This is a genomic window from Mesorhizobium sp. M1273, assembly GCF_040318195.1.
GTDB lineage: Bacteria > Pseudomonadota > Alphaproteobacteria > Rhizobiales > Rhizobiaceae > Mesorhizobium.
Genome location: NZ_JAMYLV010000022.1, coordinates 39,984 through 52,807, shown reverse-complemented (window position 1 = coordinate 52,807; position 12,824 = coordinate 39,984). Strand labels below are relative to the sequence as shown.

Below are 12,824 nucleotides of genomic sequence, written 5' to 3'. Positions count from 1 at the left end.
GCTCCGGCCTTGTTGCCATCTGACGATGTCTATAGAGGCCAGCTCGCATCGGCAACAGTTGGAAAGCTCCCCCGCCGGAACTCAGAACAGGCCTGTGTCCATTGTCCGCAACTGCTTGCGATTTGCCTAACGGTGCTGCATGTAGAAATTAACTGCAAACAGCGGATCAGCGCCAGCTCCAGCCGGTGACCGCCATGAGGGGAATCGATGGCTTGAGCAAAGCAACCTGGCCCGCCATTGTCCGCCGGACGATTACCGACACCGCCATATATCGGCTGAGACACACCTTCGGAAGACGGGCAGAAGTGTCATCGCTGCGGCCGATAACGCCCCTTAACGCGAATGACCTGCCTTTGATCCTCGTCATCCGCAACGAGGCGGACAGGCTACCCCCGTTCCTGAAGCACTATCGCGAACTCGGCGTCACCAGATTCGCCGTCCTCGATGATCGCTCGACAGACGGCACAGCTGAGCTTCTGGCCGAGCAGCCAGATGTCGATCTATTCAGCTCGCCGATCACCTATTCGCAGTCGGACCTGGGAAACCTTTGGCGGCAGCGGATTGTGCAGATCTATGGTCAGCCTCGCTGGTATCTGACCGTGGATGCGGACGAATATCTTGTCTATGACGGCATGGATCAGCATCCGCTCGGTGCGATGGCCGACTGGCTGAAGCGGCGCGGAATGACACGCCTGCTGGCGCCGATGATCGACATGTATCCGAGCGGAAGCATCTGGGACGTACCCTTCGATCCCATCGTGCCGCCATGGCAAGTTGCAGACCATTTCGACGGCAGCGGCTATGAGGTGACGAGGAGCCCCCGGCATCTCAAGATCACAGGCGGCCCGAGAACCCGGCTTTTCGCCAGGCAGCACAAGTTGACCAAGTTTCCTCTGATATATGTTGATCGCCAGACGATTTTTACGTCGATTCACTCACCGCTGCCCTACTGGCGAAACTATATAAAGGGATTGGCTGGCCTGCTTCATTTCAAGTTCTTCGCCGATTTCAACGACAAGGCGCAGGTCGCGGTGGCGGAAGGTCAGTATTGGAACGGCGCTTCCAAATATCGCCAGTATCATGAGGTATCGAGCGGTAAAGCCGCTCTCAGCGCGATGAGCGAACAGTCAATGCTGTACGAAGGAGCTCACAGCCTGTTCAAAACGGGTTTGATCGACAAAATTGATTGGTAGACGGCAGTTCAAGCAGATGCCGAGCCGAGATCATGCATAACCGAATGCTTTCATAAGCTGGGCACCTCGTCCCTGTACCAGGTCCTGTAGCTCGGCGTTTCCAAGTTCGGAGCGCCATCTTCCGCTCCCGTCATAGATCGGCTGATTGACCTGTTGGTTCCGGAGCACCGCATGTGGCGTCTCGCCGCTGGCGTCGGTCGGCTTGAACCACTGCTGCGGGTTCTTGTGATAGTCGAGGAGATCCGGCCTGAAGGTTACATCGAGAAAGCCGCATATCTGCTCGACGACTTTGGCCGGATTCTCGACCAGGTCCTCATAGCGATAGATCAGCACATCCGGCTTTCCCCGTTCCGCAAGAACCAGCGCATTGTCGTTGATCCAGCGGTCGAGAGCCTCCGTTGGGTCGCCAAGTCGTTTGATCAGGGACGCTACGACGTCGCGCCCATCTCGCACCGGCATGACGAAACGCGCGCCGGGGACGAGCCGGCGAATGCGGGCGACACGGCGGATATGCCGCGGTGTCTTTTCAAGCAGCACGTTCTTTCCAGCATCGAGCGCCGCCCGCTTCAGTTTCCAGAAGCGGAACATGGCCAGTGGCGTCCACTTGAAGAAAATGTTGGTTTCCTGGAGCGGCAGGTAGACGTCGGGATGCGACGCAAGGATCGTCGCAATCAACGTCGTCCCGCTATGGCCGCAGCCGCAAATGAATCCGGTCCGCATCACCATGTCGGCAATGCTCCCTAACCCAAGGCGACCCGGGCGCGGTTATCGACGCGAAAGTAGCACAAGCCGTTCGTGCTAAAGACCTTGTCCAGCTTCTCCCAATATTCGAACTTAGCCAACTGCTCGTCACAATAGGCCACGTCGTCCTCGGAAAGATATTCGCCGTAACCGCCTATCTTGCCCTTGCGCACCTTGAAGCTTTCGGGATCATTCGCATCGCGCGGCTGTAATATCTTGCCGTATCGATCGGACAGATCACCAGTCGATTCACTCACTTTCATCTTGTCGAACGTTCGGTTGTTCGCCACCTCGACAAGCGTCCGATCGTCAGCCTGCTGGTTCAGGAATCCAAGGATCGCGCGAAGGACACCAGCGGTATCCCGATGCATATCTTCATATTGAAGATACCGGATTTCGCGCATCCGGGGCATGGCCGCGAACCAATGCAGATTGAATCTGATGATCTTTTCAATCCCATGATTGTCGCTTCTGATAAAATCACTGAACGATCCCGCTGGAAGCATGTGGCGCTTCTGAACCTGAAAGTACCCTGAGACCACCGTATCTCTTGGATCGCGAACAAGCATTATTGTTCTTCTCTTTTTATACCGAGATTTATTCTCCTTGAGGCTCGATTTCGGTCGAAGTAACTTGTGGTCGGTTCCGTCGTGAATGTATTGAACTTCAACTCCGAGATCGTCCAGCATGACACGTAGCCACGTGCGCCCCGATTTTGGAAAGGATACGATAAGAGGAAGAGGCGGCGCTTTGGCCTGGAAAAATTTTAGAAAGGACATGGGAGAGACCTCCTTTAGATTATCAGAGCTGGCGCCCGAACCGCTGCCGGCCAGACCAACCCCATTACTGGGCGCCTAAGCCTACGGCTAATTCGAACACAAGGCAGAAATGCCAGCAAGAATTGCGATCCTCTGCGGGGCGAATTGGCCTTTACTATATCCCGGTTCGGAATGCCTTATGTTTTTTGGCCTGTTGCGACGACTGTTCGACACGGGCGCTCCATTCCGCGATCCGTCGGCCGACCCCTTAATGCGGATCGCGTCGAAGCGTCTTCAGTGACACCCTTTCGGACGACAGGCATTAGCCACTCACTTTTGTGAGCCATGGCGCCAGGATGGCCTCAGCCTCGCCCATCACCACGGACCAGGGGCGTTCCCGTTTCGAGACCAGCACGGCCGATGGATAGTAGGGCGTGCGGTCGCCCTCGACCGGCCAGGAGCGCTTGAAGCCGTCGCCCAGAATGAAAATCGAGGGGATGCCGAGCGCGCCCGCCAGATGCGCTCCGGTATTGCTGATGGTCACCACGGCGTCCATCGCGGCAACCTGCGCGGCGAAAAGGTCCATGTCGACGAGCTGATCGACCGATCTGTCATGAAGAATGCGCTCCGGCTCACCGTCGGTCAGGACCTTCAGATCGGTCTCGATCTGGCCGTACTGCAGCGAGACGAACCGGAGGTCCGGTCGGCCGATCAGGTTTCGCCAGGCGGCTAGCGGCGGCAGGTCTTTGCCGGGATTGGAGCTGCCCCATGCGATACCGACCAACGGCCGTCGTTCATGCCGGTAGCGGGCGCGAAGTTCAGCGACCCGGGCCGGATCCGGCTTAAGGGGCACGAAATGCTCGCGGATCGTCGCCTCGTCGGTCTCGAAAACGGCAGTCAGATGCTGGACGCCGGCGAAGGCCTGCGCCTCGCCATAGGCAGCCTTGCCGTCAGCGCCGACCGGCCGCACATCGGCGGTCGGAAAAGTGCGCTGAAAGAGCGGTACCAGGCGGCGCTCGACCAGGACGATCGAACGGGCGGCGCGCCCCAACGCACAGCCGACGGAACTCGCATGATGGATCGCGGTGGCCAGACCCTGCTTTTCGGTTTCCATCAGATCGACCAGCAGTGTCTGGCCCGAAATATCCTGGCCCAGCCACTCGCCATCGACGCGGCCGTTGACGATGTGGCGTCGGGCGATCCTGAGTTCGGCGGCTGCGCCATAGGCGCCCATCCGCATCAGCGCCTTGCTGAGCTCGTCGATCAGGTGGACCTCGCCCCTCGACTTCGCAATGGATCCAAGAGCCAGGGCTTTCGGCAGTGCCGCTGGCCAATCGCGGGACTCGACGCTTCGCCGATAATCCGCCATCTGATCGGCAATGTCGCCGTCGCGCCAGCGAAGGAAGAGCTGCCGCCGGTGACGTCGGAACCAGACCTTGTATCTGTAGCCTGCAAGCGCGACAGCGCGGCGCAACCGGCCGAGAAGTTGGCTACCCTCCATCGCCAGCTCCGCCGATGATTTGCATGACCCGTCCGCCTGCTTCCTGGACTGCCGACGCCCAGGCTCGGCCGCCTTTTCGGACCAGTCGAACGCTCGGATATGCGGCGACGGTCTCACCGAAAGCAGGCCAGGACAGCCGAAATCCATCGTCGAGCATGACAATCGTCGGCACGCCGAGCGCTCCGGCGAGGTTGGCGCCGGTATTGCTGATCGTGACCACCGCGTCGAGCGCCGCAATTTGGGCGGCAAAGCGGTCCATGTCCGTCAATTGGTCGACTGAAGCGTCATGGATGATGCGCCCCGGAGCGTGGCGCTCGAACTCGGAGAGGGCCGGCCCGACATCGCCATATTGCAAGCTGACCAGGCGCCCCGGCAGGCTGCTGAACAGCGTCCGCCAATCGTCCAGAGCCGGCAGATCCTTGCTCTTGTTCAGGCTTCCCCAGGCAAATCCGATCAGGGGACCTGGGCCGCCATCGAGATAGGTGCCGCGCAGCTCGGCAACCAGTCGGCGGTCCGGCTCCAGCGGAACGAAGGGCGCGCGTGCCGCCGGGTCGTCCGGCCAGAAATGCTTTGCGAGTGTCTCGAAACCGGCAACGACATCGGCGTCCACTGCCGCCATGTCCTCTTCCCCTTCAATCCTGACATCAAGCGCAGGATATGTTCTGCGATAAAGCGGTGCCAGTCGCGGCTCGACGAAGACAATGCATCGACCGGCAGCCGCGACCACTGGACCAAGCAGCGACGCGAACTGGAAAAAGATCGCCAGGTCGCCTTCGCGACGATCGACCAGAAGCGTGCGATCCGCAAGATCACTGCCATCCCAATCGGGTCTGCCGCGCTGCTTGCTCGCCGCCATCAACTGCCAGATGCGATTTCCTCCGTCGAGACGCCTCAGTCCGCGCCCCGCTTTCTTGATCAGGCCGAGATCGCCAAGCTGCTCACCAAGCGCGCCAAGCGCCAGTGCATGGTCGCGAGCAGTTTGCCAGTCACCACGCTGCACGCTTTCCTCCATCAGCCTCATATGCCTTTCGGCGCTTTCGTCGGCGTGGCGCGAGGGACGTCTAAGAAGTTCCTTTGCCCGCTCGAGAACCTTCTGCAGCCGCTTGCCGACAGCGCCTTGCGGGCGCAGATCGGCGGTTTTTGCCTTCTGAAGGATGGTTCGTCTGTTCTGCACGGCGATGTTCTATCGTCCTCGGGGGGCGTCGGAAAGCGTCGTCAGGATCGACGAGAGCCGCCGGCCGGCCTCGTCGAGCACCAGCGACCAAGGGCGTCCCTCCTTGCGAATGACAATGCCCTTCGGATACCAGGGTGTCCGGTCGCCGATCACCGGCCATGCCGTCTGAAAATTATCGTCGATGAGGAAAACACTCGGCACGCCAATGGCTCCGGCAAGATGGGCCGCCGTATTGCTGATCGTCACGACAGCATCGAGTGCGGCGACCTGTGCGGCGAAACGGTCCATGTCGACCATCTGGTCGACGCTGTCGTCAAAGATCAGACGCGCGTCGTTGCCGTTGCGAAGGCGCCGCAACGCCGGCTTGACCTGCCCGTACTGGAGCGAAACGAATGTCGCTGGCGTCTGGGCGATGAACCGTGCCCATTCAGGAAAATCAGGCACGTCCTTGGTATGGGACTTGCTGCCCCAGGAGAGACCGACCAGCGGCAGATCCGTCATCGAGCGATAGCGCTTGCGGAATGTCTCGACGAGTTCAGGATCTGCCCGCAGCGGCACGAAGTCGGCAGCAAGTTTTTCGGCATCGCGTCCGAACACCCAGGCGAGATCTTCGAAAGTCGCGTGTTTGTCGCCGACCACATCCCGCTGCGCCGGGACCACGGTCGCCTTCGGGAACGTTCGCTGCAGAATTGATACCAGGCGCGGCTCGACCCGGATTGTTGCGCTTTGCGCATAGGCAGCGGCAGCGCCGGCCAGTCGCGCGTGGCGGATAACCCGGCCAAGGCTGCGCGGGTCATCCTCCACAAGATCGATCAGCAGTGTATCCGATCCGAGATTCTCGCCGGTCCACTCGTTGGCGCCTTTCCCTTTCCGCAGCCGGCGAGCGGAAAGCCGAAGCTCAGCTGCCCGCGCAAAGTTGCCAAGGCGTTCGAACGCCTGGCCCGCCTTCTGCATCAGCTCGGGGTCGCGATTATGATCGGCCGTGACAGCCATCTCATTGGTACCGGCTTCAAGGCCTTTCCAGTCCCTGCGCACAATCAGGGCCGCAACCTTGGCCTGCAGCTCAAGAATGGAACGAGGCTGCTTGCGACCGGAAAACAACCCGCGCACCGCCTTTTTGTACCGGCGCACCTGAAGGCCCAGTCCACCAATCACATACCGGACATAGGAACCGTGATAAAAGCTGGTCATCGGCCTTCAGCGCAATACGCTCTGCCGCAGCTTTTTGCCGCTTTCGACCATCGGATCGGCCGTCTCCAGGTGGAATATCGAACGATATATCTCGCTGTGCTTGGAAAGCTGGTCATGCGTTCCAGCATCGACAAGCTGTCCGGCGTCAAACACGAGAATACGATCGGCCGCCTTGATTGTAGACAGCCTGTGCGCAATGCAGATCACTGTGCGCTGAAATGTGTTGTCGAAGGCTGCCTCCATGACTGCCCGTTCGTTTTCACCGTCAAGCGCCGATGTCGCTTCATCATAGACGATTACCGCAGCATTCTTGAGCAGGGCGCGTGCGATGGCAACGCGTTGTTTCTGCCCGCCGGACAGGTTGGTGCCGCTTGGCCCGACAAGCGTGTCGAGCCCGTTTTCGAGCGCCGAAGCAAAGCTGGTGACCCGGGCGAGGTTCGCAGCGGATTCGATTTCCTGATCCGTGGCATTCGGGCGGCCGTCGCGAATGTTGTCGCGGATCGAGCCTTCAAACAGGAAGACGTCCTGTGACACAAGTGCGATGTTATCGCGGACGTCGGCCAGGCTGATCTTCGAAATGTCCTTTCCGTCGATCAGGATCCTGCCCTTGTCCGGCTCCATCAGACGCAGGATTAGATTGACGATGGTGGTCTTGCCGGCGCCGGAGCGGCCGACGATCGCCAGCTTCTCACGAGGTCGGACATCGAAGGAAACACCCTCGAGCGCGGGGCTGTTGCCGTCATAGGAAAAGGCCACATCTTCAAAGCGGATACCACCATCGACGTCGGTCAGACGCTCGCCCGCGATCGCGAGTCGCCGCTGCTCGGGCGTGTCGATCAAATCATACATCTGCTCGACGGCGACCATTTGCTTCTGAATGTCGACATTGACCCGGGCCAACCGCTTGGCAGGCTCATAGGCAAGCAGGAACGCGGTAATGAAGGCCATGAATTCGCCGGGCGTCTTGCCGTTGCCGAGGGTCTGCCAGCTGGCGTACATAACGAAAAGCCCGATGATCACGCCGCCGCCGGTCTCCATCAATGGGCTCATCAATGCTGACGTCCGGTTGATCTGGATGCCACGTCTTTCCATCTTGCGGACGGCCTTTGCAAAGCTGGCGACGGCCTTGTCCTCGAGCTGGAAGGACTTGATGGTGCGGATGCCTTCGACGGCTTCCGTGCCGATCGACTGGACCTGCGCGGCCAATTCCGTCTCGCCCCTCGCCAGCGCCTTGAGCTTCCTGGTTATCGCGCCGACTGACAGGAACAGCATCGGCAGAACCGCCACGGATATCAGCGACATCACCGGGTCCTGCTTGACCATGACGCTGGCCAAGGCAATCAGGGTCAGCAGATCAGAGACGGCGCTGCTCGTGAGGGTGAGAATAACGGTCGCCCCGGCGCGCGCGTTGAACATGATTTTGGAGATGAATTTTGCCGGATGCTGGTTCGCGAAACGGCTGATGTCGAAACGCACCATTCGAGAAAATTGCCGGTTTTGCAGGTCCGAAACGATAGCCCGGCGAATCTTTCCCGTTGTGACGGTCTGGCAGTAGGCAGCTATGCCCTTGACCAGGAAAATGCCGATGATGACGACGCTGATACCCGATACAGCGGCAGCATCTCGCTCGACATAGATGGTGTTGATCATGACTTTCATGATCCAGGCCGTCGCGCCGACCGCGGCAGCAGCAGCGATCGAGCACAGCAAACCTGTCACATACAGCATCTTGTGCGGCGGCAGATTTTCGCCAATCAGACGCTTGATCAGCGGATATGCCGGGACCGTTGACACTCGTTTCTTTGCAATCATCTTGTCGCCGCCCGTTGCGATCCCGTCCGGTCTTCGTGTTGTCTTGAAGCACGAGACGGTTTCGATCACCTGTCTGTGGCTTCGTTCCCGACCGCAGTCAATGCCGAACCGGATCCTTGCACGTCATCGGCTTATGACTGTCGGTTCCTCGCATCCGAGCATAGCGGATCCCAGCCACGCGGCTCTTGCGCCATTCGCCGTCGGCCGCGCTATGCCCGGTCAGTGTTTCGCGAGGACCATGAGATGGCTTCCAAGAGGCGATGTGTGATTGCTTTTGATTGAAAAGCCCACATCCGAAAGCACCGCGATCATCTCCTTATCCTTGCCAGGAGGGACGCGGGCAACGATCGTTTGAGCACGCCCGGCGATATCGCACAGCACGCGTCGCGCCTTGTCCGCGCCGAGGCTCCACTGCATGTGATGGTAGACCGCCAGCAGCATGACGATGTCGTACTGCGGTTTGAGAACATTTTGCAGCTTCCGGCTGCCGAGATCGAGACAATCGAACTGGCTTTGGACCGGACAACCCAGGAAGATCATCCTGGCCGTCTCGATATGCGGCTTGAGAATGTCGATCCCATGGATCGAACTCGGTCCTAGCTTGGATATCTCATAGGCGACAATACCCATGTTGCAGCCAACATCGAGAATGGATTTCCCGGCGTAGTCGACCTCTGCTGAGAATAGGCCGTCCAGTCGGTCGTCCCACGTTCCCTTGAATCTCTTTTGCTTATTTGACCACCACAAATCATTGTTCTCCAAAAACGGCGCCGGATTGGTTTCCTTGACGGAGGGGGACTGTGCGCCCGGCCTAACTCGGTCCAGTTGCCGGCGCGCAAACGACACTGTCCTGAGCGTCCTGTAAACGCAACCGCGGGAGAAAGGAACTCCTGATCACAGCATCCTGCGAAGACGTTTCGGTAAGTTGACGAACACCCGGCCCGACAAATCGACATACTGGTTGGAAATGGCAACGTCGCTTGGCGCCCCCTACCCGTGCCTGCCCTCGAGTTCCTGAAACGCACGATAGCCCGGGCCGGCACACGCAGGGACATAAGTAATGCCCCGTAGGCAAGGCAAGCCATATTTGTTCTTGCTTTGTGCCGGCAGCTATGCTACTAATTTGGCTATGGTGCTGATTTGCACCCACGACCGTCTTGCCGCGACATGCGGTTTTTCAGCCAGGCTCGATCAAAGCTCGCCCGCATCGCGGGGCTTTTGGCCAATCACGGCCGAGTGCCGGCCTTTTCGGCAGCTTCCGAGAATGGAAATCGGAAAAGCAGCTTCCGGTTCTCGTCGCAGATTTCGAAGGAAAGACCTGTCAGGACCGGGCTGCCGCTGAGCAGGCCCTCGGCCAGGATTTCCTTGGCCGAGGCCATTGCGTTATCCTGAGCCGCGGACAAACCGTCCAACTCCTGACCCTCGAAATCTTCCGTCAAGCGGCCCTCATTGTTTCGGAAATGGAAAAAATATCTCGGCATGGCTGCTCCGGTCGGTCGGTTTCTCTAATGCATGTCGCGCAAAACTGTGCAGCGGTTTTGCGGCAACGACATGCACAAAAACAGGCACTTACAGCGCATCGCATGAGGCCGATCGACGCGATGCGCTTTAGTGGCGAGCGCCTCAGGAACAGCGTCGGATTTGTGCACGACAGCACCGTGCGATTTTGGCGTTGGGATTCATGGCGTTTAGGCCTTCATGCGTCAGGTCGATCGAACAGCACCCCCAGCCCGTGTTCGAACGCACATGCCGCAATCATGTCGTCCAGGACTTTTCCGGAGGCCGGGCAATTCGGCATGACAGCCCTGATCGCGATCTCAGCCGCTGCGGTGGAAACCGCATCGTGGCGCCTCTTCCTGGTCTCCATGTATTGCTCGAGCAGAATTTTCAGGCGCCGCGCGGCAATCTCGTCAACGACCATCGTTCTCCCTCGATTCGGCACAATCCGTCTTCCGGGTCTGTCCTCCGGATGAAGGTCCGCTGCCATTGGGTAGCAGCGGACCACTCGGCTGGGTGAGCCAATGACCCGAGGCGGGGGTGTCTCGGACCGACACCACAATAGCTTCGGCAGGCCACTCGTTCCACAGACCGCTGTCGTTGGTAATTTTCGTACACTGAGCATTGCCGCAGACAGTCTGCGACGGTGGGATTTTTGCGTTATGCCCGTAGCCTGATAACCGGATCAGCTTCGGCTTCGATCGACATAGCTGTAGATGCCCGCGCCGATCGCGACCGCTCCTACAGTGATCAGAATCGATGGCACACCCAACAACGTGGCGATGATCCCCCAGACAATGGCGACGGCAATTGCGCCGGCCGTTCCCAGCACCAGTCTAAGCCGTTTCGACATTTTCCGTTTCCCCCAAAGTGCATCTTCCTTTTTCTGGTCGAAATACCGCAATGCGGCAGCATTGTCTGCGCTTTGTTCAACTTTTTTCGCCGCCCTGAGCCCGACTGCTGAGGCGTAAGCGATCCGTATGCGGCCTTGTTGCAAATACCCACTCGACAATCAGGAAGCTTGGGCGCGAGCCCGAGAAGCGAGGCGTCAGAAAGCGAGGTATCTATGCAAAATTTTCGGAATTTACTCCGGTTCTCGATCGTGGCCATGGCGGCCACGACAACCGCAATAGTGATCACCGGCCTTACCCCCGAGACAACCGAAGCGAATTTGATTTGCCATAGGTTGGTCTGCAAGAAGGCGAGCAATGAACACAGTGCTTTCGGCACCAAATATCAGCGCAAATGCACCTGCGAAAATATACACGAGGGCGCGAACAACCATCGCTCCCCACACAACCTCAACAACAGGCCCATCGGCGGCTCAAGCAGCAGCAGTGGTTCGAGCGGCACCAGCAGTTCGAGCGGCAGCAGCGGATCCAGCGGCAGCAGCGGCTCGAGCGGCAGCAGCGGTTCCAGCGGCACCAGCGGTTCGAGCGGTAGCAGCGGTTCGAGTGGCACCAGCAGTTCAAGCGGCGGCAATGACGGAACAAGCAGCGGCGGCTCAAGCGGATCGAGCAGTAGCTGCGGATCCAGCGGCGGCAACGACGGGACAAGCAGCAGCGGATCCAACGGCAGCGGTGGAGTGTAGCAGCTGCTCAAGTGGCACCGCGGCGGCGGGTGGGCACACTACGTGACCCGTGGCGGCCGCCGACGACGATCAACCCTCATGACAACGGGAGTAGCAGCTTGACGCTCCAACCGAAATCCGCGACCGCGCCCCTAACCGGCCTTGCAGGACTGTTTGGTCTTGCGCTGGCCGTCGGAGTGCTCGTCAACAGAAGCTGGCCTGTGCATTTGCAGGCCATGACTGTCATTGCAGCTACCGCGGCAGCGATGATCGCGGTCGACACGGCCTATTTCCAGACGTTCCGGAGGCGTTCGACGGGATTGCAGGCGAAGCCGATGCGAGCGCTTGAAGTCGAGCGCGTCGTGCGCAAGCTCATCGGCTTCATCGTCACGCTCACGACCATTGCCGCAGTCTACTGGATAGTGCCGGAATACCGGCGTGGGTTTTACGCCCCCTACTGGGCAGCGCTTTACGACACCTTGCCGGCGCTGCTCGTCGCCGCGCCGTTTTATGTTGCCTATGTCGACCGCCGGCAGACCGATCCGGAAGATTCATATGCCGAAATCGGTGCATTCGTCCTCAGCGGCGCCGTGCCGCAAAGGACCGAGCAGATACGCCAGCACGTGCGGAGCTGGATCGTCAAAGGCTTCTTCCTGCCGCTGATGTTCGTCTATCTGTGCTCCACACTGGGTTCGATCCTTGCCGGGCTGGAACAACCGTATCGATTCGACATCATGCGCTGGCACGCTTTTGCAATCGATCTCCTGTTCATGGTGGATGTTCTTGTCGCGGTCGTCGGCTACGTCTTCACGCTGCGCGTCCTCGACAATCATATCCGCACCGTCGAGCCCACCGTATTCGGCTGGCTGGTCTGTCTTGCCTGTTATGAACCCATCAACGCCGCCACCCGTGCCTACCTGAACTACGAAACGGGCGCCAACTGGACGGCGGTGATGCCCTCACCGGCGCTCCAGGTTTTCTGGGGATCGGCGATCCTCTTCTGCATCTTGATTTTTGTCTGGTCCACCGTGAGCTTTGGCCTGAGATTTTCCAATCTCACCAATCGCGGAATCATCACCTGCGGACCGTATCGCTGGATCAAGCATCCGGCCTATGTTTCGAAAAACCTGTCGTGGTGGCTGGTCTCCCTACCTTTCCTCACCGCCGCAGGACCCGCTGAAGCGCTGCGGCACTCCGCCATCCTGCTCGCGCTCAATGCCATCTACGCACTCCGCGCCATCACCGAGGAATGCCATCTGTCACGCGACCCCGATTACGTCGCCTATCGCGATTACATCAGCGAAAACGGCGCCGTTGCTCAGCTCAAACGACTGTTCGCGAAAGCGAGTCGGTCGCCGATCAGGCGCTCAGGCTGAATGCCCTTGCT

General features: G+C 59.3%; 13 protein-coding genes. 2 read left to right on the top strand and 11 right to left on the bottom strand.

Annotated features, from left to right (window positions below):
• The first annotated feature begins 212 nt into the window (after window positions 1-212).
• The gene (locus tag NKH30_RS21850; RefSeq protein ID WP_352997007.1) at window positions 213-1,193 is read left to right on the top strand and encodes a glycosyltransferase family 2 protein; all 981 of its coding nucleotides are present in this window, start codon (window positions 213-215) and stop codon (window positions 1,191-1,193) included.
• Between the two features lie 30 nt (window positions 1,194-1,223).
• On the opposite strand, the gene NKH30_RS21845 is transcribed toward NKH30_RS21850, so the two are convergent.
• The 11 genes from NKH30_RS21845 to NKH30_RS21795 all read right to left on the bottom strand — a co-directional run bounded on the left by NKH30_RS21845 (window position 1,224) and on the right by NKH30_RS21795 (window position 11,469).
• Window positions 1,224-1,919 (bottom strand): sulfotransferase family protein, encoded by a 696-nt coding sequence (locus tag NKH30_RS21845; protein ID WP_352471922.1) that lies wholly within the window; start codon window positions 1,917-1,919, stop codon window positions 1,224-1,226.
• 14 nt (window positions 1,920-1,933) lie between these two features.
• The gene (locus tag NKH30_RS21840; protein WP_352997005.1) at window positions 1,934-2,713 is read right to left on the bottom strand and encodes a sulfotransferase domain-containing protein; all 780 of its coding nucleotides are present in this window, start codon (window positions 2,711-2,713) and stop codon (window positions 1,934-1,936) included.
• Window positions 2,714-3,014: 301 nt separating this feature from the next.
• The gene (locus NKH30_RS21835; RefSeq protein WP_352997003.1) at window positions 3,015-4,193 is read right to left on the bottom strand and encodes a glycosyltransferase family 9 protein; all 1,179 of its coding nucleotides are present in this window, start codon (window positions 4,191-4,193) and stop codon (window positions 3,015-3,017) included.
• On the bottom strand, window positions 4,183-5,367 hold the full coding sequence (locus NKH30_RS21830) for a glycosyltransferase family 9 protein (RefSeq protein ID WP_352613690.1): 1,185 nt from the start codon (window positions 5,365-5,367) through the stop codon (window positions 4,183-4,185). The genes NKH30_RS21835 and NKH30_RS21830 overlap by 11 nt, the downstream gene beginning before the upstream one ends.
• A gap of 9 nt (window positions 5,368-5,376) precedes the next feature.
• Window positions 5,377-6,558 (bottom strand): glycosyltransferase family 9 protein, encoded by a 1,182-nt coding sequence (locus tag NKH30_RS21825; RefSeq protein ID WP_352997001.1) that lies wholly within the window; start codon window positions 6,556-6,558, stop codon window positions 5,377-5,379.
• A gap of 6 nt (window positions 6,559-6,564) precedes the next feature.
• Complete coding sequence (locus tag NKH30_RS21820) at window positions 6,565-8,352, bottom strand: ABC transporter ATP-binding protein (RefSeq protein WP_352471929.1); 1,788 nt, start codon at window positions 8,350-8,352, stop codon at window positions 6,565-6,567.
• 237 nt (window positions 8,353-8,589) lie between these two features.
• Complete coding sequence (locus NKH30_RS21815) at window positions 8,590-9,216, bottom strand: class I SAM-dependent methyltransferase (protein ID WP_352815633.1); 627 nt, start codon at window positions 9,214-9,216, stop codon at window positions 8,590-8,592.
• Window positions 9,217-9,596: 380 nt separating this feature from the next.
• Complete coding sequence (locus NKH30_RS33235) at window positions 9,597-9,851, bottom strand: DUF6894 family protein (protein ID WP_352977186.1); 255 nt, start codon at window positions 9,849-9,851, stop codon at window positions 9,597-9,599.
• Window positions 9,852-10,066: 215 nt separating this feature from the next.
• A complete protein-coding gene (locus NKH30_RS21805; protein ID WP_352502409.1) occupies window positions 10,067-10,291 on the bottom strand; it encodes a hypothetical protein in 225 nt (74 codons plus the stop codon).
• 261 nt (window positions 10,292-10,552) lie between these two features.
• The gene (locus NKH30_RS21800) at window positions 10,553-10,864 is read right to left on the bottom strand and encodes a hypothetical protein (protein ID WP_352502408.1); all 312 of its coding nucleotides are present in this window, start codon (window positions 10,862-10,864) and stop codon (window positions 10,553-10,555) included.
• 239 nt (window positions 10,865-11,103) lie between these two features.
• Window positions 11,104-11,469: a hypothetical protein gene (locus tag NKH30_RS21795; protein ID WP_352996999.1), complete on the bottom strand. Its 366-nt coding sequence runs from the start codon at window positions 11,467-11,469 to the stop codon at window positions 11,104-11,106.
• On the opposite strand from NKH30_RS21795, the gene NKH30_RS21790 reads away from it, so the two are divergent.
• Complete coding sequence (locus tag NKH30_RS21790; protein WP_352996997.1) at window positions 11,470-12,813, top strand: methyltransferase family protein; 1,344 nt, start codon at window positions 11,470-11,472, stop codon at window positions 12,811-12,813.
• Window positions 12,814-12,824 lie beyond the last annotated feature (11 nt).

Bases quoted from the DNA above. Each gene is read 5' to 3' on its own strand.
- NKH30_RS21805 (WP_352502409.1), bottom strand. From the start codon at position 10,291: ATGGTCGTTGACGAGATTGCCGCGCGGCGCCTGAAAATTCTGCTCGAG.
- NKH30_RS21845 (WP_352471922.1), bottom strand. From the start codon at position 1,919: ATGGTGATGCGGACCGGATTCATTTGCGGCTGCGGCCATAGCGGGACG.
- NKH30_RS21840 (WP_352997005.1), bottom strand. From the start codon at position 2,713: ATGTCCTTTCTAAAATTTTTCCAGGCCAAAGCGCCGCCTCTTCCTCTT.
- NKH30_RS21825 (WP_352997001.1), bottom strand. From the start codon at position 6,558: ATGACCAGCTTTTATCACGGTTCCTATGTCCGGTATGTGATTGGTGGA.
- NKH30_RS21835 (WP_352997003.1), bottom strand. From the start codon at position 4,193: ATGGAGGGTAGCCAACTTCTCGGCCGGTTGCGCCGCGCTGTCGCGCTT.
- NKH30_RS33235 (WP_352977186.1), bottom strand. From the start codon at position 9,851: ATGCCGAGATATTTTTTCCATTTCCGAAACAATGAGGGCCGCTTGACG.